The following is a 23,853-nucleotide window of genomic DNA, read 5'->3' as shown; positions in this document are numbered from 1 at the left end:
GTTAGCCCGCGGCGGACGAGAACGACACGAGTGCCGCTGAGCCGACCGTCCCCGCCGTCGATACCGGGCCCCACTTGCCTCCGGCGGCAATAGCGTAGTAGCGGAGCTGGCCGGTGGTCTGCAGGGCCAGCACTCCCTTGCTGCCGGCGCCGGCGAATCCTGCGGTGGCGGAGAACTGCCGGAACGACTGCCACCCGCTGCCGATGATCCGCCTGGTTTCCGGGACAAAGCTGTTTCTGCCGGTGGAGCGGTAGAGCTTCATCGAGCCCGAGGTGGCAACGGCCAGGAGGTCCTGGTTTCCGTCAGTATCGAAGTCCACCATCGCCAGCTTAAGTCCGCCCCAGCCGGTGCCGATCCGCACCGGCGCCCCGAGCGCAGCACCGGACGGGTTGGTCCAGTAGTTGAGGACGCCGTCGCTGCCGTAGCCCACCAGGCCGGGGTACCTGCTGCCGGTCACCCACTTGCCGGCGACCAGAGTCGTCTGGGAAAATCCGGCCGTGGCGACAGTCGCCGGTCCGGTGAACCCGCCCGACGCCGATCCCAGGTACGCCGATATCGCGCCGGTGGTCTTTTGGGCGAGGATGTCGGGGACGCCATCGCTGTTCCAGTCCACGACGTGCAGGAATTTCATTCCTGACCAGCCGACCCCGATCTGATACGCCCCGGTGATCACGGATGAACCCGCGGGATGGTTCCAGAGCCGTCCGGAGGCGTCAACGGAGAGCACGTCCGCGGTGCCGGTGATCGGCCGCTCGGATGCAAGGCGGGCGCTTCCGGAGATCAGGGTGTTGGCCCATCCGGGTGTCAGCGCCGACTTCTGGCCGAAGGCTCCCTGGTTGAGGGGGTAATAGCTCAGCGTTCCTGCGGCGTCGCGCGCCAAGATTCCGTTCGACGATGGTGCCGCGAATCCCTTGGCCGGGCTGATGCTGGTCATCACGTTCCATCCGTTGCCGATGACCTTCCGGGATTCCGTGATGAACGTTCCCGTGCCGTTGGAACGGAAGAGCGTCATGCGCCCGAGGTAGTCAACGGCGGCAATGTCCTGGTTGCCGTCCCCGTCTGCGTCCGTCATGGTGACGTGCATCCGAGTGAATCCTGATCCGATGCCGGCGGCACTGCCAAGGGCGCCTCCGGACGTATTCGCGTGGAACTGGAGTGCGCCGTCGGCCCTTCGGACTACGAGGCCCGGATATTTGGAGGCCTTCAGCCAGGGGCCGAAGGTGATGTCCGCCCCGGCGAGCCCGGAGGCGATAACGCTGGGTGCGGTGAAGCCTCCGGCTGACAGTCCGGCCCGGATGCTAAGGACTCCTGCGGTGCTCAGGGTCGCCACGTCCTGGATGCCGTCAGCGTTCCAGTCAGTAACGTGAACGGAGGCGACGCCAGTGAAGCCGTCGCCGATCTTGGTAGCGGGTCCGAGGGACCCGGCGCCCGTGGAGTGGCGGAAGAGGCCACCGGCAGGATCGATGGTCACCACGTCCGAGGCCGACGCGATCGAAGGAGTCGGCTGGGTGGGCGGGGGAGCAGCCGTGACGTTGATCGTCTCGCCGCCGGCGATGAGGTAACCGTTCCAGCCGACGCCGATCGTGGCTGCCGTGCCGAATGTCGAGTTGCCCGGCACCGGGTAATACGTCAGCTTGCCATCACCGTTGCGTGCCATGAGGCCGCCGGTCCCTGCCCCCTTGAAGTTGGTCGTGACGGTCACGCTGGTCATCACGTTCCAGCCGGTGCCCACCGTCCGCCGAGCCTCGGAGAGGAAGGATCCCGTGCCGCCGGAACGGTAGAGCCGGAGCGCCCCGGCGGGGTCCTGGCCCAGGATGTCCTGGTGGCCGTCGCCGTCAAAGTCGATCATGGTCAGGTTCAGCCCGCTCCAGCCGTTACCTATGGCCGTTCCTGTGCTGACCCCTGAACCTGAAGTATTGCGCCACAGTCGGAGCGCGCCGGCATCGTCGCGCGTGATGATCTGCGGGAAATAGCTGCCGCTAAGCCAGTAGCCGACCGTGAGCTGGTAGTTGCCCCAACCCGACGCGGCCAGTACGGGACCGGTGGAAAATCCCCCCGCCGAGATACCGAGATACACGTTGACTCGGCCCGAGGTCCATTGGGCGACGAGGTCCAGGACGCCGTCGGCGTTCCAGTCGATGGCGTTGATGGAACGCAGCCCGGTCCAGCCCTGTCCGATCTGTCGCCGTGTGCCGAAGGTCCCGGACCCGGTCGCAGGATAGTCCCACAGAACGCCGGAAGCGTCGGCGGCAATCACATCACCCAAGGACGTAATGGACGGTGTGGGGACGGCGCCGTCGGCCTGAGATGCAAATTTCTGCAGGGTGGCCAGGGTGCCGTTCCAGGCATTGGAGTCGCCGGCGAAAGGACCCGTGGCGCTGTACTGCCAGACGCTGTAGGTCCCCCAGCCGTTGGGCATGGCTCCCGGGGCAGTCGCATATGCCGCGAGGTGCAGCGGCTGCCTGCTGAACGCGCCGGAGTTTCCGGTGCACTGGGTCCACCAGTCGGTGGTGGTGTAGATCATGGGGAGGCGGCCGGTCCTGGCCAGGACACGGTTGGAAAAGGCTGCAATCCAGTTGACCATCGCCGCTTGGCTCATGCTGTAGCACGTGTTTCCCAGCGACGGGTAGGGGTTGTACTCGATATCAAGGAGCGGGGGCATGGTCTTCCCGTCGCCGGTCCACCCGCCGCCGTTATTGACGAAGTAATCTGCCTGGACAGACGCTGCCGAAACATTGGGGAGGGCGAAGTGATACGCCCCGCGGATCATGCCGGCACCCTCGGCGCCGCCGTACTGGGATCCGAAGAGGGGGTTTTTGTATGTTGTCCCCTCCGTGGCCTTTACGTAGGCGAACCTGGCGCCCATGTTGTACTGGGTGCCCCAGTTGACCGTGGACTGGTGGCTGCTGACGTCCAGCCCCTGGATGCCCGGCGCCATCCAGGTGTTGGCCGCCTCTGTGGAGATGGCGTTCTGGGACGAGGTGTCCGACCGCTTGGCGAACGTCGAGGCACGTTCCTTCGCACCCTGCCCCATGTACGCGCCGTCTTTTCCGATTTCGGCGCGGAGCGCCTCCATATCGATCTGCCCGGGGGCCTCCTGCCCGGGGGCCTCCTGTGCCGGAGCCGACGACGGCGTGGCGGCGCCCGCCGTCGGGCCCGTTGCGTTCGGGGACGGGACCGGCGTCGACGACGGCGCCGGGTTCGTTGACGGAGCGGGCGCCGTCTCGGGGGTGGGGGCGCCGGGGTTTCCGGAGCCGGCGGGGCTCGTCGCGGTCGCCTGGACCGGAAGGCCGCCGCCCACACACAGCATCGTGGACAGGATTGCGGAAGCCCCCACAAGGCCGAGCCTTCTCATGCTCAACGCGGTGACTGCGGAGCGGCTGCTTTTCGAGGAACGTTCCATGTAATACTCCGTAGCCTTGAGCTGCGGGCTTAAAACGGCCTCATGGCTGACTTTCCTCGCCGTATTGAGCCCCGCATCAAACCTGCGGCGATGTTAGCGGGCCCATCCTAACACCGGAGGGATTCAAGTGACTAATGGGGCTCCTGTGACCAACGGGGATGGTGAATGGCAATCAATTTCCCCGGGATGGTCTCCCGCGGCATCGTCGCAACAACCGGGAGGGCAGGCCATGATGCCCCTCGCCTGGACCTAGACTTGTGGCCATGAAGGTATTGGTCACCGGGGGCGCCGGCTACATCGGATCACACACTGCGCTTTGTCTTCTTGAGGACGGGCATGAGGTTGTCGTGCTGGACAACCTCATGAATTCGAGCGTCGAGGCGGTGCGGCGGGTCGAGGAGCTCACTGGCAAGAAAGTGGATTTCCGTGAAGGAGACCTGCTGGACGCTGATGCCGTCGATCAGGTGTTCGCGGAAGGCGGCTTCGACGCCGTCATCCACTTTGCCGGCCTCAAAGCGGTGGGGGAGTCGGTCGAAAAGCCCCTGTGGTACTACAAGAACAACGTCGTCGGAACGCTGAACCTGCTCGAGAGCATGGAGAAGGCCGGTGTGCGCCGGCTGGTGTTCAGCTCGTCCGCCACGGTCTATGGGGCCTCGGAACATGTTCCCCTGATCGAAAAGTCGCCGCTGGACGCAACCAATCCCTACGGGCGGACCAAGGAGCAGATCGAGGACATCCTCTCTGACCTCAGCGACGCCGATCCGCGCTGGAGCATCGCGCTGCTGCGGTACTTCAATCCCGTGGGTGCGCACGAATCGGGCCGCATCGGTGAAGATCCCCGTGGCATACCGAACAACCTGCTGCCGTTCGTGGCCCAGGTGGCCGTAGGCCGCCGGGAAAAGGTCATGGTCTTCGGCAACGACTATCCCACGCCCGACGGCACCGGCGTGCGGGACTACATCCACGTCATGGACCTCGCGGCGGGCCACCTGGCAGCGCTGCGCTACCTGGCGACCAAGACCGGAGCGTTCCGCTGGAACCTCGGCACCGGCCGCGGCTCGTCCGTGCTGGAAGTCATCGATGCCTTCGGCGCCGCTGCAGGCCACCCGATTCCCTACGAGTTCGCGCCGCGCCGGCCCGGCGATGCGGCCGTGAGCTACGCCGATGCCTCTGCCGCCCTCGCCGAACTGGGCTGGTCGGCCCGCCGGAACCTGTCACAGATGTGCGAGGACCACTGGCGCTGGCAGAGCTCCAACCCGTACGGGTACGCAGGGCAGGACTGACAGCGAGACCTGCGGCCCCGCTGACGCAACTCCGCCCGGCTCCCACTTATCCACAACTTCCCCCGTATGACTTTGCCCACGGGGTACCATCCCTTAGCTTTAACCCAATTGCACTGCCTCCGCCGGGGGCGGCAGTCGTATTGGGGAATACATGGATGCTGTACGGATAGTCGAGGATGAAGTCCGGGAGCTGATTCGTCGCCGGGGTCTTGATCCGCTTCGGCAGGCCGGCGAGGTCAGGCGCCTCGTGGACGCAGCCGTCAGCGATTATGACGAGCGGGCCCTGATGGGACCGCTTCCCCCTATAGGTCCGCTGGAACCCGCGCGGAGGTTCGTCTTCGACGCCGTGGCTGGCTTCGGCGCCCTGCAGCCACTGCTGGATGATCCGGACATCGAGGAAATCTGGATCAACGCTCCCACGGAAATCTACGTGGCCCGGAACGGGGAATCCGAATTGACGTCCCTCAGCCTCACGGACCAGCAGATCCGGGATTTGGTTGAGCGGATGCTGAAAAGCTCCGGCCGGCGCCTCGACATGTCCTCGCCGTTCGTGGATGCCGCGCTGCCCGACGGTTCACGGCTCCATGTGGTCATACCGGACGTGACCCGGCGCCACTGGGCCATCAACATCCGCAAGTTCGTGGTCAAGGCAAGCCGCCTGGAACACCTTGTCGAACTTGGCACCCTGACACCCCAGTCGGCACGTTTTCTCGGCGCCGCGGTCGCCAGCGGGCTCAACATCCTCGTATCGGGAGCCACCCAGGCGGGCAAGACCACAATGCTCAACTGCCTGTCGGCCAGCATTGGCAGCCGCGAGCGGGTGATCACCGTCGAGGAGATCTTTGAGCTCCAATTTCCGCTGCGCGACGTCGTCGGGCTTCAATGCAGGCAGCCCAACCTGGAAGGTGAGGGTGAGATCCCGCTGCGCCGCCTGGTCAAGGAAGCGCTCCGGATGCGGCCCGACCGTCTCGTCGTGGGAGAAGTACGGGAGGCCGAGAGCCTCGACATGCTCATCGCTCTGAACTCCGGGCTTCCCGGAATGTGCACGGTGCACGCGAACTCCGCGCACGACGCCGTGACCAAGATCTGCACACTTCCCCTGCTCGCCGGAGACAACATATCGAGCGCTTTCGTTGTCCCGACGGTGGCCTCGTGCATTGACCTCGTGGTCCATTGCAGCCGCCACGCCAACGGCAGCCGGCAGGTGACAGAGATCTTGTCGCTGGGCCGAAGGGTCGAGAACGGCATCATCGAGTCGTCCATGATTTTCTCAATGATCGATGGTCAGCTGCAGCTGAAAGCCAACTCGATGCCCGCGGCGGAGAAATTCGCGAAGGCGGGTTACGACGTCGCAGCCCTCCTGGAGCCGCGCTGATGGCGCCGTTGCTCGGCGTGCTGGCGGGGGCCGGGCTGTTCCTGATCTGGTGGTCGGCATGGGAAGGGCCTGATCGCGTCAGGAAGCAGCCCCGTACCGGCCGCCTGCAGGACCTGCTCCTTGCCGCCGGCGTTGAGAAGGTGACCGGCGCCGGCCTCGTCGGGAGCTGCTTTGGCCTCGGCGCGTTTGCCATGCTCGTGTTTTTCGCTGTGAGCAAGTCATGGGCGATCTCATGCTGCTTCGGATTGTTTGGCGCCTGGCTGCCGGTTGTGATCGTGAAGTGGAGGGCCAAGAGGCGAACTGCCGTCCTGCGGCGACTCTGGCCCGACGTCGTTGATCACCTCAGGTCCGCCATCAGGGCGGGGTTGTCGCTCCCCGAGGCACTTATTCAACTGGGTGAGAAGGGGCCGGAGGAACTGCGTCACGTGTTTCGTGACTTCGGCGCCGACTATCGCTCGGGCGGGCAGTTCGACGCATCCCTCAACAGGCTCAAGGAGCGTCTTGCCGACCCGGTTGCCGACCGCATTGTCGAGGCACTGAGGCTCACCCGGGAAGTGGGCGGTTCTGATCTCGGCAAGCTCCTCGGAACTCTGGCCGAATTTCTCCGGGAAAGTGCCCGCACCCGGAGTGAACTGGAGGCCAGGCAGTCGTGGACCGTCAACGCTGCCCGCCTTGCTGTGGCCGCCCCGTGGCTCGTCATGGTGCTGCTGGCGAGCCGCCCGGAAGCCGTCGCTGCCTACAACACCCCCACGGGGGCCGCGGTCCTGCTCGGCGGGCTTGTCGTTTCCCTGGTCTGCTACTCCGTCATGCTCCGTATAGGGGCCCTGCCTGAGGAAGAGAGGGTGCTGCGATGACAACCGTGCCAGCAGCGCCGCTCGTGTGCGGCATAGTTCTCGGCGCCGGACTCTGGCTCATCGTCGTCCGGCTTCCCTTCATGCGGTCCATAAGCTTTGTGGACCGGATTGAACCGCAGCTTCGGTCCCAGAACATCGAATCCAAGCTCCTTCGGACGCTGGACCACACCATCACGCCGTTTGGTCCCCTCGAACGCATCCTCCGCCCGCTCATCAAAGATGCCACGGCAAAGCTGGGCAAATTCAACCTCGGCTCATCAGCACTGACACGCAGGCTCGCGCAAGCCGGCATCAGCAAGCCGCCCGTGAACTTCCGGGCAGAGCAGCTGCTCTGGGCCGTTTCCGGCTTCGTCGCCGCAGTCGGTCTGATCGTGCTGGGCGCCCTCGCAGGGAGGTTCAGTCCGGTCCTGGCGGTGGTTGCCGCGGGCGGATGCGCAGTGGGCGGGTTCCTGTTCCGGGACTACTGGCTGGGTGTGCAGATCCGGAAGCGGCAAGTACGGATGATGGCGGAGTTCCCGAGTCTCGCGGAAATGATGGCGCTCGCCGTGAGTGCCGGCGAAAGCGCCACTGGTGCACTGGACCGGGTGTGCAGGAGCGCACGCGGCGAGCTGTCCAAGGAATTCGGTGCGGTCCTCGCCGAAACCAGGGCAGGCAAACCTCTCGTGGAAGCGCTGCAGGAGTTCTCTGCGCGGACGGATCTGGGCGCACTCGTCCGGTTCGTTGACGGCATCATCGTGGCAGTGGAGAGGGGCACTCCCCTCGCCGAAGTCCTGAGGGCGCAGGCCCAGGACGTCCGGGACACCGCCAAACGCGACCTAATGGAGTCAGCCGGAAAGAAGGAAATCGCGATGATGGTCCCGCTTGTATTCGGTGTCTTGCCGCTAACAGTCGTCTTTGCCGTGTTCCCGGGGCTGGCGGCGCTGAGCCTGAATCTTTGAGCTTCGTCGCCCCGGCCAATGGCCCCTAAACCACACCGGGTACCCGGTGACAGCAATCAGTCCTCAGAGAAAAGGGAAGTACATGACATTCATGACCAGGCACGGACTAGCAATCGCCAACGCCCTTATGACGCTCATCGGGAGCCCTGCAACGCTGACCCGTCCGACGCATCCCGGAGATGCGCGCAATCCTGACCACCCGGAGCGGGGGGACGTCCCGGGCTGGGTGATGATAACGCTCATGTCGGCAGTGCTTGTTGCTGCCTTGCTGGCGTTGGCGGGCCCAGCGCTTGAAGCCATGTTCAACCAGGCAATGGACACGGTCGGAAAATAGGCGGTGGCACGGATGGCAGCGGCCCCGCCCGGGGACGCGTCCGGGGGCGAGCGTGGTTCGGCCGTGGTCGACTTTGTGCTCGTGGGCGGGCTGCTCACCATGTTCTTCCTTGCCATCATCCAGCTCGCCCTCGTCCTGCACATCCGCAACACGCTCATCGATGCCGCGGCATCGGGAGCGCGGTACGGGACGCTTGCCGACCGCAGTGCCGACGACGCGCGCCGGCGGACCGGCGAACTGATCGGAACAGCCCTCAGCAACGACTTCACGCAGGACATCCAGACACGCGAAGTCACGTTCCAGGGCCTCCGGACGCTGGAAGTAACCGTCAAGGCCCCCATGCCGGTGGTCGGTCTCATCGGCCCCCGGGGCATGCTGGAGGTCAAGGGCCATGCCGCCATCAGCGATTAGCCCCTCGGTGACGAGGACCAGGCGTATGGTCGGCAACGCCTGGTTGTGGCCTCGGCACGTGGCTCGAGTGTTGCGACAGCGCTTCGCGGAAGCGCTGTGCCTTGACGGCAGGGAGCCAAACCGGGACGGAAACCCAGCCGTCCACTGCGCTGGCGGTCCCTCCTTGCCGGCGAGCTACGTTCAGCGGGGGAGCGCTGTCGTGGAGTTCACCTTCCTGGGGCTGCTCCTGATGGTGCCCGTGGTGTACTTCATCATCACCATCGGCCAGATACAGGGCGGTTCGTTTGCCGTTGTGGGCGCAGCAGACCAGGCCGCGAAGGTCTTTGTGGCCCAGCCCGACGAACCGTCGGGCCGCGCAGCAGCAGAACAAGCCGCAATCCTGGCCATGGCCGACTACGGGCATCCCGCCGAAAACGCCCGCGTCGACGTCCGCTGCGACCCCGGTGACTGCTCGGCGGCAGGGTCAGCGGTCACAGTGACCGTTCATCTGAGCGTGCCGCTTCCCTTTGTTCCCTTCAGCGATGCATTTCGCCTCAACGCCAGCCAGCTGAACGCGTCAGCGACCCAGATTGTGGGCAAGTTCCGTTGAGCTTCCACCCGACGCTCCGGACACCCGGCGGAGGAGACGCAACCGGAAGCGAGGACGGGCAGATGGCTGTGCTCATCATCGGATACGTCATGCTGGCACTCCTGGTCAGCACGGTTGTGATGGCTGCGTCGAGCCTTTACATCGAGCACAAGAAACTCCTGTCCCTGGCCGACGGCGCATCGGTCGCCGCAGCGGACAGCTACACCTTGGGACAGGTGGAGACCAAGGCCGGAACACCTTCGGCCGTGCTAAGCGGGGAACGCGTCAGGACCGTCGCGGGTGACTACCTAAACCGGAACGGTGCCTTCGGGCGTTTCGACGGGCTGGCCGTCGCCGCCGCCACCGGAACACCCGACGGGTCCACCGCCGTCGTGGTGCTCAGCGCCGAGGTGCACCCGCCGGTGGTGAACTTCCTCGTGCCGGACGGTATCCGGATCGAGGCGGCTTCCACCGCCAGATCCCGGCTCACGCGGTAGCCCGCCCACCCCCGACAGCCAGCCCCGGCCGCCCGCGCGGCGGAAGCAGGCGGATAGCGTAGGCTTTAACAACCATGGCCCAAATAGATTTTTCCGCAGAAATCCGCGCATTGCGCGCCACCTACACCTCCATTGAGAACGTCACCAATGTCGAGGCGCTGAAGGAAGACATCGCTGAACTGAGTGAGCGCGCCGGCGAGCCGAACCTGTGGGACGACCCCGCAGCCGCCCAGGTGATCACCTCCCGCCTGTCGCACCGGCAGTCCGAGCTGGAGCGGCTGAACACGCTCGTGTCACGCATTGACGACCTCGAGGTCCTGGTGGAGCTGGGCCAGGATGAGGACGACGCCGCCTCCATGGGCGAGGCCGAGGCCGAACTCGAATCGATCCGGAAGTCCCTCAAGGAACTCGAGGTCGTCACGCTCCTTGCCGGCGAATACGACGAGCGGGAAGCCGTCGTCACCATCCGTTCCGGCGCCGGCGGCGTCGACGCCGCCGACTTCGCGGAAATGCTCCTGCGGATGTACCTGCGCTGGGCCGAACGCCACGGGTATCCCACCACGGTCATGGACACCTCGTACGCTGAGGAGGCCGGGCTCAAGTCCGCCACCTTCGAAGTCAACGCGCCCTACGCCTTCGGCACGCTGAGCGTCGAGGCCGGCACGCACCGGCTGGTGCGAATCAGCCCCTTTGACAACCAGGGCCGCAGGCAGACCTCTTTCGCCGCCGTCGAAGTCATTCCGCTCATCGAGCAGACGGACTCCATCGACATCCCGGACAACGAAATCCGCGTGGATGTCTTCAGGTCCTCGGGTCCCGGCGGCCAGTCGGTGAACACGACGGACTCCGCCGTCCGGCTGACCCACATCCCCACGGGCACCGTGGTCTCCATGCAGAACGAAAAGTCGCAGCTGCAGAACCGCGCCGCCGCCATGCGTGTGCTGCAGTCTCGGCTCCTGCTCCTCAAGAAGGAGCAGGAGGACGCCGAAAAGAAGGCCTTCGCCGGTGATGTCAAGGCATCGTGGGGCGACCAGATGCGCTCCTACGTCCTGAACCCGTACCAGATGGTCAAGGACCTCCGCACCGAGCACGAAGTGGGCAACACGTCCGCGGTGTTCGACGGCGCCATCGACGACTTCATCGAAGCCGGCATCCGGTGGCGCACGGATAATCGCAACGCGGAGAAGTAGTCACCTGCGACGCTGAACGGCCGGCCTTCCGGCTCCAATCGCGCGACACGCCCTGCTGACTCCCCGGTCAGCGCCGCCGCCCGTGCGTATAGTCGAGGGGCCGGAGCTCTACTTCCCCCAAGAGAAAGCCCCCGCACCGGTTGCAGACCTTGCCCACAAAGCCGCGTCCTGCAGGGTATATAGGGTCATGATCCGTTTCGAAAATGTCACCAAGGTCTACGACCAGAACGCCCGGCCTGCGCTGGACTCTGTCAGCCTTGAAATCGACCGTGGTGAATTCGCCTTCCTCGTAGGTGCCTCGGGGTCCGGCAAATCAACGTTTCTGCGTCTTGTCCTCAAGGAGGACCGCGCCACCTCCGGCATTGTCTATGTCGCGGGCCAGAATGTTGCCAACATCTCCAGCTGGCGGGTGCCGAGGCTCCGCCGGGGGATCGGCGTCGTGTTCCAGGACTTCCGCCTGCTTCCGCAGAAGAACGTCTTCGCCAACGTAGCGTTCGCCATGCAGGTCATCGGCAAGAGCCGCAGCGTCATCCGGGACACGGTGCCCGAAGTCCTCAAGACCGTCGGCCTCGAAGGCAAGGAGCGGCGCATGCCGCACGAACTTTCCGGCGGCGAGCAGCAGCGCGTGGCCATCGCCCGCGCAGTGGTCAACCGGCCCGGCATCCTGCTCGCGGACGAGCCCACCGGCAACCTGGACCCCACCACCTCGATGGGCATCATGGGCGTCCTGGACAAGATTAACCAGAACGGCACCACGGTGGTCATGGCCACCCACGACGACGACATCGTCAACGAGATGCGCAAACGCGTGGTGGAACTCAAGAACGGCAAGGTCATCCGCGATGAAGCCCGGGCCCTGTACACGTCGATGATTCCGGTCGTCGGCCAGTCCCGCAGGCTCAAGGATGCCAGCGGCCGGGAGGAGGCCGCGGACGCAAACCTGCCCCGGACGGACCGCTCCCCGCGTTCAAGGGAGGACCAGCTGTGAGGCTCCAGTTCATCCTCGGCGAGATCGGCAGCGGCCTGCGCCGGAACCTTTCCATGGTGGTTTCGGTCATCCTGGTGACGTTCGTATCGCTGACCTTCGTGGGCGCCGCCGGAATGCTGCAGCTGCAGATCAACCAGATGAAGGGCTACTGGTACGACAAAGTCCAGGTGGCGATCTTCCTCTGCGGTGACGGCTCGACGGCGGCCGGCTGCGCCACGGGAACAGTCACGCCCGAGCAGCAGGAAAACCTGCGGACCCTGCTCGAATCTCCGGCGGTTTCGCAGTACATCAACGACTTCCAGTTCGAGTCCAAGGAAGATGCCTACAAGCACTTCAAGGAACAGTTTTCGAACTCGCCCATCGTCGACTCAGTCACCCCCGACCAGCTTCCCGCGTCCTTCCGGATCAACATGAAGGATCCGGAAAAATACGAGATCATCAGCGAGACGTTCGCCTCGCAGCCCGGCGTGGAGACGGTCATCGACCAGCGCCAGGTCCTGGAGCGGCTGTTCTCCGTGATGAACGCCGCCTCACTGGTGGCCGTGAGCATCGCCGGCGTGATGACGGTCTGCGCCATCCTGCTCATCGCCACCACTATCCGGCTCTCGGCGTTCAGCAGGCGGCGCGAGACGGGGATCATGAGGCTCGTGGGCGCCTCAAAGATCGTGATTCAGCTGCCGTTCATCCTTGAAGGCGTGATTGCCGCCGTGATCGGAGCGGCCATGGCGTCCGGGACGCTGTGGGCCGTGGCCCATTTCTTTTTGGGTGAATACATGTCCAAGCAGTATCCGGACACGGCCTTTATTTCCCCCGCGCAGACGCTGCTGCTGGCTCCCGCCCTTATCGGGCTAGGTGTTGTCCTGGCGGGTACTTCATCTCTTTTGACACTCCGCCGATACTTGAGGGTGTAGTCCATGCAGAAACAAATGATCGAAAACTGGGCAAAATCTGCGCAAGTAGAGGGGGCAAGCTCGTCAGAATTGGCTGAAGCGCTCGGCACGAGCAAACAGGCAGCCTTGGGAGAAATTCAATGAGAAATGCAGGGGACAAGATACCGATCGCTAGAGGGAATCTCCCCGCCCGTACCAGCTTCATTCTCATCGCCCCCGTGGAATTACCCGGGAGTCTCCTCGCGGTGCACGTTCTCAAATCAAAGGAATGCCCATGTTGACGAAGTCCGCCCGGACCCCGCGGACCGGTCCGGCGGGACGCCATGGCAGGATCATCAGTTCCGCCCTCGCGCTGATGTTGGCGGCCAGCCTGGGTGCCTCGGCTCCGGCCGCCTTCGCTGACGACCTCGAAGATCAGCAGGCCGCGCTAAAGGCTGAGGCGGCACGCGTCCAGCAGTCCCTGGAATTCGTGGACGCGAAAATCTCCAAGGCCGCCGCCGACCTGGTGATCTTCCGCGGCCAGCTCCCGGCCGCGCAGCAGGCATTGCTCGAGGCGCAGGGCCGTGTGGCCAGCGCGGTGAAAGAGGTGGAGGCACTCGCCGCACGGGTGGATCTTGCCCAACAGAACAAGGCCAAGATTACGCAGCAGCTGGATACGGACAAGCAGAAGATCGCCAGCACCAAGAAACTCATTGGCCAGATTGCCACGCAGGCCTACAAGTCGGGCGGCGTGCCGTCGAACCTGACGCTCTTCTTCGGCTCCAACAACACTGGCAGCCTCACGGACACCATGGATCTGGCAGACCAGGCCATGCGCAGCCAGAACTCGGCCATGGACAAGCTGAGCCAGCAGAACGCCACTAACGTGAACTCGCAGGCACGGTTGCAAGCCGTCGAGGCGGAGATCAAGGACCTGAAGGCCAAAGCCGATGCCGCGCTGGCGAAAGAAAAAGCGGCCCGCGACGAGGCCGCGGCCCAGAAGGCCAAGGTCGACAAGCTCATTGCGGACACCGCACGCCTGAACAAGCAGCTGGAAGCCGCGAAGCCCGGGATCCAGAGCAAACTTGCCGCAGTCAAAGCGCGCCAGGACCAAGTTGCAGCCGAGATCGTAGAACGGGACCGGAGGCTGCGCGAAGCTTGGCTGGCGGAACAGCGTCGCATCGCCGAGGCAGCAGCAGCGGCGGCCCGCGCCCAGGCGGAGGCTGCCGCTCGCGCCCGCGGTGACGAGGAAGCCGCTGCCCGGGCCCGGATCGTGCGGCCGTACGTGCCTCCGGCGGCGGGTCCGCCGTCGGCCTTCGGACTCCGCCACCCGTTCTCCGACGGCGTGCCCATCACTTCCGGCTTCGGCTGGCGGGCAACGCCGCCGGGAACCGTCGACTTCTACGGCTCGGGCGGGTACATGCACACCGGCCTTGACTTCGGTGCCGCCTGCGGCACCCCGGTCTATGCTCCGGCAGCGGGCACCGTCTTCTCTGCGGGCTGGGGGGACGACGGTGGCGGCAACAACGTCAAGATCTCCCACGGCGTGGTCCAGGGGAACTCGCTGACCACGATCTACTATCACAACAGCAGTGTCACTGTCTCTCCGGGCCAGCGCGTCAGCCAGGGCCAGCTCATCGCCTACTCCGGCACCACCGGAAACTCCACCGGCTGCCATTCACACTTCGAGACCTGGCTCAACGGAGAAGCGGTGGACCCGATGCGCCTGCTGTGAGGCACGCGTCAGCGGTGAGCGGCGGGGCCGCCGCCCGGTAGCTGGAGGCGCATCCGTGCCCCGGCAGCTACTGCCGTAGACTTGTATGACCTTGTTCCGGAGCCTTCGGAACAACCAAAATTCTGAGATCTGAGGAGTTCCACCGTGCCCAAAGAAAGTGGCCGTAAAGTAGTGGCCACCAACCGGAAGGCCCGGCACGACTACCACGTCCTGGACACGTACGAAGCCGGCATCGCCCTCATGGGCACCGAGGTGAAGTCCCTGCGTGAGGGCCACGCCTCGATGGTCGACGGCTTTTGCACGTTCTATAACGACGAGCTCTGGATGGAAGGGATCCACATTCCCGAGTACAACCAGGGAAGCTGGACCAACCATGCCGCACGGCGGCGCCGCAAACTGCTGCTGCACCGCGAGGAGCTCATCAAGATCTCCCACAAGATCCGCGAGTCCGGCTTCACGATTGTCCCGCTGCAGCTGTACTTCCTGGACGGCCGGGCCAAGGTGGAGATCGGCATCGCCAGGGGCAAGAAGGACTACGACAAGCGCCAGACGCTGCGGGAACAGCAGGACAAGCGCGAGGCTCTCCGGGTCATGCGGGAACGCAACCGCCGCTAGGAATGATTCGCCCGGTGGATGCGTTATGATAGGTAGTCCGGCAGGAATCTGGTACTTGTACCGCTGACCCGCCGGCTTGGTAACAAAATACGGGGATGATCGGTTTCGACGATGTTAGTCGCGACAGGTGAAGCGGGCCGAGGATGCAGAATTATCTCGTAAACGCTGTCTGCAAACCAATAAGTGCCGAATCTAAGCGCACTGACTTCGCTCTTGCTGCCTAAGCAGTAAGACAGTCCGTCAGCCCGAGGTTGCTATCGCCCCGGATCCTGGCGTCATTTAGATAGCCACTGCTGTTTGCCCCCGTCATCGGGGCAAACGGGACTCTTAGATGACTGGGCCCGGATCAGCCGCCTGTTTGCAGGACGGCTGGGGCCGAGAAAGTCCGACGCAAACTGCGCCCGGAGAAGCCCTGACAACACGACATCGGACGGGGGTTCAATTCCCCCCATCTCCACGCTTTTACCAAGAGGCTAACGCCCGGACCCAGGTCCGGGCGTTAGCTGTTTAATGGCGTTAGCTGATCAATGCGGCTCTTCATAATTTAGGGCTACCGCTGCGGGGATCTCCTCGGCCGCGGCGGTCTTGAACCCGGTGAACCCGTCCATCGCGACCACCTCGACCCCGTCGCGCCACGCCTCGGGGCGTCCGCTCAGCCACTGCTGGAACGCCTGCTTCGTGCGTCCCTCGACCATGTCCAGCAGCCGTGCTGGGCCGGTGCCGTCCCGGATGGGTGTGAGGTCGATGATCACGGTGACGTACTGGCCGCCGCGCCGGGTGTGCCTACAGACGTGCTCATCGACGCCGAGAACCTGGACGCCACCGAGCCGGTGCGGATCGTCGGTCGGGACCCGCTTGCCTTCGGCCAGGACGGCGTCGTTGGCGGTGTTCCAGGCGGCCCCGAGTCCTTCAGTGACGCGGGCGACGGTCAGGTGCTGGCTCACGATGCCTTCGAGCGCCCACCGCAGACCACGCCGCGAGAGCTTCGCCCGCTGTGAAGAGCCGCTAATCTGGGGGCACCCCAAAGCAAAGGAGAGCACCATGGGCAAGGTGGTCATGTACAGCTCGGTGTCTGTGGACGGCTTCATCGCGGACGAGAACGACCAGCCCGGACCCCTGTTCGACTGGTTGTCCAGCGGTGACGTGCCGTTGGACGAGAGCGGCGAGTTGAAGGTGTCGCAGACGTCCTACGACTACACCCGGCCGTACTGGGACCAGATCGGGGCGACCGTCGTCGGCCGCCACGTCTTCGACATGACGGACGGCTGGGACGGGAAGCCTCCGGGCGGGGTCGACCACGTGGTCGTCGTGACGCATCGGCCGGAGCCCGAGGGCTGGGACCCCGAGGCGCCGTTTCACTTCGCCGACGGCGTCGAGGCAGCCGTGGCCAAGGCGCAGGAGCTCGCGGGTGACCGCATCGTCGAGGTCGCCGCTGGCGACGTCGGTGGCCAGGTGCTTGCCGCGGGCCTGGTCGACGAGGTGCGCATGGACGTCGTACCCGTCGTGTTCGGGTCCGGCAAGCGCTACTTCGGGTCGGTCCACGCACAGCACCTGTTGGAGGATCCCGACGTGGTGATTCAGGGCAACCGGGTGCTTCACCTGCGCTATCGGGTGCGCCGTTGACCGATCTGAGCGGGTACGCGAAGAAGTCCACTGCGCACGGTGGCACAAGATCGGGCCTCCGGCTGCGTTTGCGCAGCGCTGCCCCGGGACCGACGCGCCAGCCAACATCCAGCCAGCGATTACACCCTCAACTGTGAAGAGCCATTAATGCCCTAACTGTTCAATCGCCCTGTTCACCTACGGCGTAGCGCATTCGGGACTAGTGCGGGCGCCGCCGGGGTTGATTCAGATAGCACTCAAACCTCACCACGTATGACAGGCCAAGGGAGGCGCGCCATGTCCACGGCGCCTGCAAGTTCATCCGATCCCGTCGGCGACGACGGCCCGCTGGATGCCTACTCGGAGACGGTGATCAGGGTGGCCCAGGCGGTCACACCGCACGTCGCAGCCATCGAGATGACCGGAAATCGGCGGAACGGCAGATTCCGCGTCGGTGCAGGATCCGCCGTGCTCTTCACGGAGGACGGATACCTGCTCACCAACGCGCATGTGGTGGCCGGGACGCAGAAGGGGCGCGCGGTCTTTGCCGACGGCTCCGGAACGGACCTTGAGGTGGTGGGAGCGGATCCGTTGTCTGATCTTGCCGTGATCCGAGGCCGGGCGCCGCGTGTGCCTCCGGCGGAGTTCGGTGACGCCGAATCTCTTCGCGTGGGTCAGCTCGTCATCGCGGTCGGCAACCCTCTCGGACTGGCGGGCTCGGTGACGGCCGGCGTGGTCAGCGGATTGGGCCGTGCCATTCCAGTCTGGGCGGGCCGCAACCGCCGGGTGATCGAGGACGTCATCCAGACGGACGCGGCACTGAACGCCGGCAGTTCCGGTGGTGCGCTTGCCGACGCCCGCAGCCGCATCGTGGGCATCAACACCGCGGTGGCCGGAGCGGGCCTGGGACTGGCCGTACCCATCAACACAACGTCCCGACGCATCATCTCCGCCCTCCTGGCTGACGGCCGCGTGCGGCGTGCCTACCTGGGGGTGGTCAGCACGCCCATCCGGCTGGGTGCGAGCGCCGTGGTCCGCACCGGGCAGCGCGACGGGCTACGCGTCGTTGAAGTCCTGTCGGGTTCTCCCGCAGAGCAGGCAGGCCTGCGGGCCGGCGACGTGTTGCTCAGGGCAGGCTCCCGGTCGGTCAGCAACGCCGAAAGCCTGCAGAAACTCCTCTTCGCGGAAGCCATCGGGGTGCCCATGACCATTGCCATACTCCGTGACGGGCGCGAGCAGGAAGTTGTCGCCATGCCCGGTGAGATGGCGGATGGCAGCTAGCGGCCACGGGAACAGCCACAAAAAGCGGGGCCGCAATCCGGCCCCGCCCTAACTGGATGTAATCCTGCAGTCAGCGTTTCTTCAGATGCGCGACCGGGTCCGGGGCACCTTCAATGGGTCCCTTTGCCTTCTTGTCCGCCCGTTTTTGCTTGATGGTCTTGCCCGCTTTTTTCTGCTGCTGCTGGTGCGGTGTCTTGTCCGGCATGGCGTGCTCCCTCGTCCGAGGGGCACGAGAGTGCCCCTCCATACGTAAATTACGCCTGTTTCATGCCAAATGTAACTGCCGGTGGAGGGGCTCCGCGTCAGGCGGAGACGTCGGCGATGCCCACGAAACGGGTGCCCACGCCGTCAAACTCGCTGCGCACGAACCCCGGCGCCGGGGGCGGGATCTCGGCCGGGCTGTGATGCGCGCAGCTGACGTAGGTAAAGTCCGGCCACCATTTCTTGGGCCTGGCTGCCTCCGAATACCCACAGACGTCGCACGTCAGATGCACCCAGACGGGCCGCTTACCCGTCCGGTTGGCGCGGGACTGCAGCAGCCACTGCGGCGGGTTGTCCAGGATTTCGCCCAGCTCGGCCTCCGACAGCCACTTGGGTATGCCGTGGCGCTGGGCCATTTCCAGGGGTACATCAAGGGCAATTGCCGCGTCGCGTCTGCTAATCATCACAGTCCACGATACGGTAAGGCACTGCCGCTGCCGGCCGCAGTGCTGTTCCGCCGCGGGAGCCAACGCAGGGGACAAGAGTACGACGGCGGTGCTGCCGCCGCCCGGGAAGGCGGCCCCGGTTCCCGTGGACTACCCGCCGCTAAGCGCAATCCCGGCAGCCGCAGCCGCCATGCCGGTCAGGAGGTTGGCGCCGACGTTGAGGACCGCGGCGGGATAGCGCTGCTCGCTGATCAGACGCACAGTGGCGGTGGTCCAGGAACTGAAAGTGGTCAGCCCGCCCGCGAGCCCGGTGGCCAGTGCGGCATGCCATTCCGGCCCGATCCTGCTGCTGAAACCGATGGACAGCCCTATGACGAGGCAGCCGGCCACATTGACCAGCAAGGTGGCCCAGGGCCAGTGGCGCCGCGGATTGGAGCGGCCGGCCAACAAGGTATCCACGGCAAACCGAATGAGGGCGCCGGCAGTGCCGAACAGGCCCACCAACAGCGCGGTCACGGGCGGCCCCCGCTCATACCGCCGAGCGCTTTGCCGGCCCGCCAGCCGGCCGCGGCTGCACCCAGTCCGAACACGACGGAGAGGAACAGGTAGGCCAGCCACACGCCGTGGAGTCCGTCCCGGGCCAGCCGGTCCACTGAAAGGGCGAGCGCGGAGAAGGTGGTGAACGATCCCAACAGGCCGGGGCCGATCGCCGCGCGGAGCCAGAACGCGGTGCGCGGGCGTGCGATCCAGATGGTAGTGAGCGCACCCAGGACAAAGCTTCCGGCGACGTTGATGCCCAGCGTGGTCCACGGCACGGACCCCTCGGGTTCGGGGAACAGCAGAACCAGCCCGTACCGCAGCTCTGTCCCCAGCAGCCCGCCCGCGGCTACCGCCGCCCAGACCCGCCAGCCGTGGCCGGCGGCAGCTTTCAGGGTGGTCGCGCCGTCACCGGCGGGGCCTCCTAACCGAGGGCCGGATTTCACGGGCAAACCGCCGCTGTGCGGAGCCCGGTCACGGAGGGCCTGTTCACGCGGAGCCCGTTCGTCCAGGGCCCGGTCACTCAGACCCCGGCCATCCGGCAGCCGGCATGCGCGGAGTCGCTGTGCACCCACAGGGCGGAGGCGACTTCATCGGCGAGATCGAAGTCCCGGCTGGTCCCGGCGGAACTGATCCGCACCACGAGGGCGCCGCCGAACGGCTTGCGGCCCCTGACCTCGACGTCAGCGTCAAGGTCAATCCTTTCGGCGGAAAGGTAGCGGAGCAGCTCCGGATTCTCGTCGCTGATCCGGGTGATCCTGCCGGTGTGACCGTCGTCGAGTTCACTCATGCGGTGGGCCGAGGGCATCTCCACCGTGCCGTCCGCGGAGGGGATGGGATCGCCGTGCGGGTCCCGCGTCGGGTTTCCCAGCCTGGCCGCCATCCGTTCGATGAACGTGTCCGAGACCGCGTGCTCCAGCTGCTCGGCTTCATCGTGCACTTCATCCCAGCTGTAGCCGAGGTCCTGCACGAGGTAGGTTTCAATGAGGCGGTGCCGGCGGACCATGGACAGCGCAAGCCGGACGCCCTGCGCCGTGAGCGTGATAGCGCTGTACGGCTTGTGCAGGACCAGTCCCTGGTCCTTGAGCTTGCGCACCATCTCCGAAACCGAGGAGTTGGCGACGCCAAGGCGCTGTGCCAGTTGGGTGGACGTAATGGGCTTGTCCTGCCACTCCGTGAAGGAATAGATGACCTTGACGTAGTCCTCGATCGAGGAGGAGGGCGTGCTGGTCTTCACGGATCCAAGCCTACCCGGTGCCGGTGCGGCATCATGCCTTCGCTGCCCGCCAAGTCTGGGTGAGGTAGGGCAGGAGCAACAGCTCGCCTTCTGCGTGCCCCAGATGCTCGTGGAGGTACCAGTCGAGATTGCCGGTGACCTTGGCACGGGTGGCGTCGTTGGCCCCGAGATAGTAGCTGCGCGACTTGACCAGCTCGAGGATGTCGTCCGGCGTCACCGGGTCCTCCCACCGCGTCAGGTGGCTCCCCAGTCTCGTAAATTCCGGGCCTATCCGCGGGCGGAAGTCGGGCTTGAGGACATCCCCTGCATGCATGATGCGTGAGAGCCGGTGGACCCACGGCACTGAGGTGTCCAGCTGGTTCCAGATCAGGCCGAGCACGCCGCGCGGCTTCAGGATCCGCGCGATCTCGGCGCTGGCCAGGAGTGGATTGCACCAGTGCCACGCCTGCGCCACCGTGACGACGTCGAAGGACTCGTCGGGCAGCCCGGTGTCTTCCGCGGAGCCTTCCAGCGCCGCCACCGTCGGGTAGGCGAGGCGGAGCTGATCAAGCATGTCCGGCGAGGGATCCACGGCGCTGACAGCGAGGCCGCGTTCCACCAGGAGCGCCGTGTACTTGCCGGTGCCGGCGCCCAGGTCCGCGGCCGTGGTGGCGTCGGCGGGAAGGAGCCAGTCCGCCGAATCGGCGGGGTAGCCCGGACGGACGCGGTGGTAGTGCTCGCCGCCGTCCTGGAAGCTTTGCCCCAGCTCCTGCCGCCGCCCATGCCCGAGTTTGGGACCACCCCGTGCCACGTGCAGTCTCCTTAGGCGATGCGAAAATTTACCCTTCGAATTTACCGCATGGAGCTGGCGGCCGCATTGCCGGCGTCGGTCCCGATCGGAGCAGCCGGTCCCGGGTGGAGCGTCAATCCTAGGTGCCGTGTCAGTCCTGCGTGCAGGGTGCCGCTCCAGCGGTGCCGGGCGTATTGGGTGCCCACTCCGGGTAGCTGCGGGTGTCGTTGGCCGGAACCCAGCGTCCGGAATCCACCACGTAGTCCCAGCCGAGGCCGGTCCGGCGGAGCTCCTCGATGCCGGCCAGCAGCCGCTGGGCGTCCTCGAGCCGGGAACCCACGCCGAAGCTTGCGCGCAGGGACCCGGACGGGAGGCCGAGGCGCTTGAGGAGCGGGTGGGCGCAGAAGCGGCCGTCGCGGAGTCCCACACCGTGCTCTGCCGACAGGTAAGCGGCCACCAGGCCGGCGTCGTATCCGGCCACGGAGAAGTTGACCACTCCGATGGTGTCCGTGTCCGGGTTGGTGTCGGAGAAAATCTGGTGGACGGTGACGCCGTCGATCTTCTGCAGGCCCTCGACGAGGAAGGACCGGATGGCGGCCTCGTGCGCGTGCCAGCGCTCCTGGTCCAGCGCCGCGACCACCTGGGTTGCGCGGGCGAGCGTGGCTGCGCCCAGGACGTTGGGGGAGCCGCCTTCATGGCGGGCCGGGCCGGCGGCCCAGCTGACGCCGTCGAGCCTGGCCTCGCTGACGGCGCCGCCGCCGGCGAGATGGGGAGTGCCGGCGTCGAGCCAGTCCGGCCGGCCGACCAGCACGCCGGCACCGAACGGCGCGTAGAGCTTGTGGCCGGAAAACGCGAGGTAGTCGACGCCGTCCGCGGCGATGTTGATCCGGCGGTGCGGCGCGAGCTGCGCCGCGTCCACCGCGATCCTGGCACCGAATTCGTGGGCCAGCGCGGCGAGGCGGCGGATCGGCAGGATTTCGCCGGTGACGTTGGACGCGCCGGTGACGGCGAGGAGACTGACGTCGCCGTGCTCCAGCTCGGCGCGCAGGCCAGCGATGGTGCCTTCAATCGTGTCGGAGGCCACGACGCTGCGGTGCGGGACACCCTGCCACGGCAGCAGGTTGGCGTGGTGCTCGATGTCGAGGTACAGGACCTCCCCGGTGTGGTGGTGGTCAACCACCGGCAGGCAGCCGGCCAGGAGGTTCAGGGAATCGGTGGTGTTCCGCGTGAAGATGACCGAATCATCCGCGCGGCCGCCGACGAAGTCGCGCACGATGTTCCGGGCATTCTCGTAGACGGAGGTGCTGATCTGCGACGCGTAGCCGGCGCCGCGGTGCACGCTGGCGTAGAAGGGCAGGATCTCGTTGAGATAGGCCGACACGACGGACAGTGCCGGCGCCGACGCTCCGTAGTCGAGATTGGCGTAGCGGACGTGCCCGCCCTGGATCAGCGGCGCCTGGATTTCGGCACCGGTGACCGCTGCCAGCGGATTGGCGGCCGCGGCAAAGCGGTGGTCAAGCAGCCCGGTGCCGGTGGTGGAAGGGAAGATTGCAGTCGTCATGGGACCTCGCTCTGAAAGGACCCCGGTGACGGGGATCCGCGCTTGCCGGGTCCGTTCCGGACCGGCCTGGTCGTCACCCGGGGCACCCCACCGCGAATGGAGGGTTGCCGGCCAGCAAACCGGGGTTTAGCGCTGGCACTCGTGACCTGTTACGAGCCTAGGACATCCCGGCAGGCGATGAAAAAGGCGGACGCGAATATTAAGCAGTTTGTTACAGGCGCGTCGGATGGCCCCGATTACCGAATATACGACGGCGGACGCCTCCCTGAGGGGGCGCCCGCCGTCGTATATTCTTCCGGAGGATCCGGAGGTGGCCTAGAGCAAATCATCCAGCTGCGGATTGAGGCGCTTGAGGACCTCCGAATGCAGGATGGAGTTCGTGGCGAGGGCGTTGCCGCCGAACGGGCCGTCGGTGCCCTCCAGCGAGGTGAAGCGGCCGCCCGCTTCCGTGACGATGGGCACCAGCGCAGCCATGTCATAGAGGTTCAGTTCCGGCTCGCAGGCGATGTCCACGGCGCCCTCAGCCACCAGGCAGTAGGACCAGAAATCACCGAAGGCGCGTGTGCGCCATACATCCTCGGTCAGGCCCAGGAACTCGTCCAGGTTTCCCCGCTCCTTCCAGCCGCCCAGGCTGGAATAGGACAGCGAGGCGTCCGACAATTTGGAGACGTTGGAGACCTTGAGCCGGGTGGCGGCGGCAAGCGAACGGCCCATGTAGGCGCCCGCCCCCTTGGCAGCCCACCAGCGCTTGCCGAGTGCCGGCGCGCTCACCACACCTACGACGGGCTCGCCCTCATCGACGAGGGCGATCAGCGTGGCCCAGACGGGAACCCCGCGGACGAAGTTCTTGGTCCCGTCGATCGGATCGATGATCCAGCGACGGGAGCCGTGACCGGAACTGCCGAACTCCTCGCCGAGGACGGCATCGCGGGGGCGGGAACGGGACAGCTGGCCGCGGATGGACTCCTCGGCGGCCTTGTCGGCATCGGTGACCGGCGTCAGATCTGGCTTGGTTTCGATCTGAAGGTCGAGCGCCTTGAACCGGCTCATGGTCTGGTCATCCACGGAATCCGCCAGCACATGGGCCAGGCGCAGGTCATCGTTGTAGCTTGAAGCGGGTTGGGTCATGGTTCCAAACTACCGTCAAAGACCCGGCCGG

24 protein-coding genes, 1 other RNA gene, 1 pseudogene and 1 riboswitch are annotated in these 23,853 nt (G+C 65.7%); of the genes and pseudogenes, 16 read left to right on the top strand and 10 right to left on the bottom strand.

Annotated elements, in window-relative coordinates:
• Position 1: 1 nt before the first annotated feature.
• Complete coding sequence (locus tag CXQ90_RS01105) at positions 2-3,403, bottom strand: GH25 family lysozyme (protein ID WP_258064281.1); 3,402 nt, start codon at positions 3,401-3,403, stop codon at positions 2-4.
• Positions 3,404-3,666: 263 nt separating this feature from the next.
• Here CXQ90_RS01105 and galE point away from each other — a divergent pair, with 263 nt between their 5' ends.
• The 14 genes from galE (at position 3,667) to ssrA (ending at position 15,520) form a co-directional block, all read left to right on the top strand.
• A complete protein-coding gene (gene galE / locus CXQ90_RS01095; RefSeq protein WP_104136311.1) occupies positions 3,667-4,686 on the top strand; it encodes a UDP-glucose 4-epimerase GalE in 1,020 nt (339 codons plus the stop codon).
• Positions 4,687-4,837: 151 nt separating this feature from the next.
• Positions 4,838-6,061 carry a CpaF family protein gene (locus CXQ90_RS01090; protein ID WP_104136309.1) on the top strand — a complete coding sequence of 408 codons (1,224 nt, stop codon included), beginning with the start codon at positions 4,838-4,840 and terminating at the stop codon, positions 6,059-6,061.
• Positions 6,061-6,915: a type II secretion system F family protein gene (locus tag CXQ90_RS01085; RefSeq protein ID WP_104136307.1), complete on the top strand. Its 855-nt coding sequence runs from the start codon at positions 6,061-6,063 to the stop codon at positions 6,913-6,915. The genes CXQ90_RS01090 and CXQ90_RS01085 overlap by 1 nt, the downstream gene beginning before the upstream one ends.
• Positions 6,912-7,853 (top strand): type II secretion system F family protein, encoded by a 942-nt coding sequence (locus tag CXQ90_RS01080; RefSeq protein WP_104136306.1) that lies wholly within the window; start codon positions 6,912-6,914, stop codon positions 7,851-7,853. Before CXQ90_RS01085 ends, CXQ90_RS01080 begins: the two co-directional genes overlap by 4 nt.
• A gap of 82 nt (positions 7,854-7,935) precedes the next feature.
• A complete protein-coding gene (locus tag CXQ90_RS01075) occupies positions 7,936-8,187 on the top strand; it encodes a hypothetical protein (protein WP_258064278.1) in 252 nt (83 codons plus the stop codon).
• A gap of 12 nt (positions 8,188-8,199) precedes the next feature.
• A complete protein-coding gene (locus tag CXQ90_RS01070) occupies positions 8,200-8,598 on the top strand; it encodes a TadE family protein (RefSeq protein WP_104136304.1) in 399 nt (132 codons plus the stop codon).
• A gap of 25 nt (positions 8,599-8,623) precedes the next feature.
• On the top strand, positions 8,624-9,187 hold the full coding sequence (locus CXQ90_RS01065) for a hypothetical protein (protein ID WP_258064275.1): 564 nt from the start codon (positions 8,624-8,626) through the stop codon (positions 9,185-9,187).
• 62 nt (positions 9,188-9,249) lie between these two features.
• Positions 9,250-9,663 carry a hypothetical protein gene (locus CXQ90_RS01060; RefSeq protein WP_104136301.1) on the top strand — a complete coding sequence of 138 codons (414 nt, stop codon included), beginning with the start codon at positions 9,250-9,252 and terminating at the stop codon, positions 9,661-9,663.
• 74 nt (positions 9,664-9,737) lie between these two features.
• Entirely contained in the window at positions 9,738-10,853 is a 1,116-nt protein-coding gene (gene prfB / locus CXQ90_RS01055; protein WP_104136299.1) for a peptide chain release factor 2, read from the top strand.
• 187 nt (positions 10,854-11,040) lie between these two features.
• Complete coding sequence (gene ftsE, locus CXQ90_RS01050; RefSeq protein WP_104136298.1) at positions 11,041-11,841, top strand: cell division ATP-binding protein FtsE; 801 nt, start codon at positions 11,041-11,043, stop codon at positions 11,839-11,841.
• The gene (gene ftsX, locus CXQ90_RS01045) at positions 11,838-12,752 is read left to right on the top strand and encodes a permease-like cell division protein FtsX (protein ID WP_104136296.1); all 915 of its coding nucleotides are present in this window, start codon (positions 11,838-11,840) and stop codon (positions 12,750-12,752) included. Before ftsE ends, ftsX begins: the two co-directional genes overlap by 4 nt.
• A 253-nt stretch (positions 12,753-13,005) precedes the next feature.
• Complete coding sequence (locus CXQ90_RS01040) at positions 13,006-14,445, top strand: M23 family metallopeptidase (protein ID WP_104136294.1); 1,440 nt, start codon at positions 13,006-13,008, stop codon at positions 14,443-14,445.
• A gap of 144 nt (positions 14,446-14,589) precedes the next feature.
• The gene (gene smpB, locus CXQ90_RS01035; protein WP_104136293.1) at positions 14,590-15,060 is read left to right on the top strand and encodes an SsrA-binding protein SmpB; all 471 of its coding nucleotides are present in this window, start codon (positions 14,590-14,592) and stop codon (positions 15,058-15,060) included.
• 91 nt (positions 15,061-15,151) lie between these two features.
• Positions 15,152-15,520, top strand: a transfer-messenger RNA (tmRNA) gene (gene ssrA / locus CXQ90_RS01030).
• Positions 15,521-15,605: 85 nt separating this feature from the next.
• On the opposite strand, the pseudogene CXQ90_RS01025 reads toward ssrA, so the two are convergent.
• Positions 15,606-16,052, bottom strand: a pseudogene (locus CXQ90_RS01025) (transposase); the annotation flags it as partial.
• 49 nt (positions 16,053-16,101) lie between these two features.
• On the opposite strand from CXQ90_RS01025, the gene CXQ90_RS01020 reads away from it, so the two are divergent.
• Positions 16,102-16,683, top strand: a complete 582-nt coding sequence (locus CXQ90_RS01020) for a dihydrofolate reductase family protein (RefSeq protein WP_104136291.1) — start codon at positions 16,102-16,104, stop codon at positions 16,681-16,683.
• A gap of 276 nt (positions 16,684-16,959) precedes the next feature.
• On the top strand, positions 16,960-17,943 hold the full coding sequence (locus CXQ90_RS01015; RefSeq protein ID WP_104136290.1) for a S1C family serine protease: 984 nt from the start codon (positions 16,960-16,962) through the stop codon (positions 17,941-17,943).
• 70 nt (positions 17,944-18,013) lie between these two features.
• On the opposite strand, the gene CXQ90_RS22765 is transcribed toward CXQ90_RS01015, so the two are convergent.
• The 8 genes from CXQ90_RS22765 to hisN all read right to left on the bottom strand — a co-directional run bounded on the left by CXQ90_RS22765 (position 18,014) and on the right by hisN (position 23,822).
• Positions 18,014-18,148 carry a hypothetical protein gene (locus tag CXQ90_RS22765; RefSeq protein ID WP_258064271.1) on the bottom strand — a complete coding sequence of 45 codons (135 nt, stop codon included), beginning with the start codon at positions 18,146-18,148 and terminating at the stop codon, positions 18,014-18,016.
• Positions 18,149-18,245: 97 nt separating this feature from the next.
• Positions 18,246-18,608 carry a hypothetical protein gene (locus CXQ90_RS01010; RefSeq protein ID WP_104136288.1) on the bottom strand — a complete coding sequence of 121 codons (363 nt, stop codon included), beginning with the start codon at positions 18,606-18,608 and terminating at the stop codon, positions 18,246-18,248.
• 132 nt (positions 18,609-18,740) lie between these two features.
• Positions 18,741-19,106, bottom strand: a complete 366-nt coding sequence (locus tag CXQ90_RS01005) for a CrcB family protein (protein ID WP_104136287.1) — start codon at positions 19,104-19,106, stop codon at positions 18,741-18,743.
• On the bottom strand, positions 19,103-19,522 hold the full coding sequence (locus CXQ90_RS01000) for a CrcB family protein (RefSeq protein WP_104136853.1): 420 nt from the start codon (positions 19,520-19,522) through the stop codon (positions 19,103-19,105). The genes CXQ90_RS01005 and CXQ90_RS01000 overlap by 4 nt, the downstream gene beginning before the upstream one ends.
• Positions 19,523-19,650: 128 nt before the next feature.
• Positions 19,651-20,364, bottom strand: a complete 714-nt coding sequence (locus CXQ90_RS00995; protein WP_104136285.1) for a metal-dependent transcriptional regulator — start codon at positions 20,362-20,364, stop codon at positions 19,651-19,653.
• A gap of 31 nt (positions 20,365-20,395) precedes the next feature.
• On the bottom strand, positions 20,396-21,154 hold the full coding sequence (locus CXQ90_RS00990) for a class I SAM-dependent methyltransferase (protein WP_104136284.1): 759 nt from the start codon (positions 21,152-21,154) through the stop codon (positions 20,396-20,398).
• Positions 21,155-21,284: 130 nt separating this feature from the next.
• Positions 21,285-22,694 (bottom strand): aminotransferase class V-fold PLP-dependent enzyme, encoded by a 1,410-nt coding sequence (locus tag CXQ90_RS00985; protein WP_104136283.1) that lies wholly within the window; start codon positions 22,692-22,694, stop codon positions 21,285-21,287.
• Between the two features lie 33 nt (positions 22,695-22,727).
• Positions 22,728-22,841: riboswitch (SAM riboswitch) on the bottom strand.
• A 168-nt stretch (positions 22,842-23,009) separates the two neighbouring features.
• Positions 23,010-23,822, bottom strand: coding sequence for a histidinol-phosphatase (hisN, locus tag CXQ90_RS00980; protein ID WP_078027965.1), 813 nt, complete (start codon positions 23,820-23,822; stop codon positions 23,010-23,012).
• Positions 23,823-23,853: the final 31 nt, after the last annotated feature.

The organism is Arthrobacter sp. ZGTC131, from assembly GCF_002929275.1.
Taxonomy (GTDB): domain Bacteria; phylum Actinomycetota; class Actinomycetes; order Actinomycetales; family Micrococcaceae; genus Arthrobacter.
The sequence above is the reverse complement of the archived record's forward strand: the minus strand, read 5'-3'. Positions and strand labels throughout refer to the sequence as shown.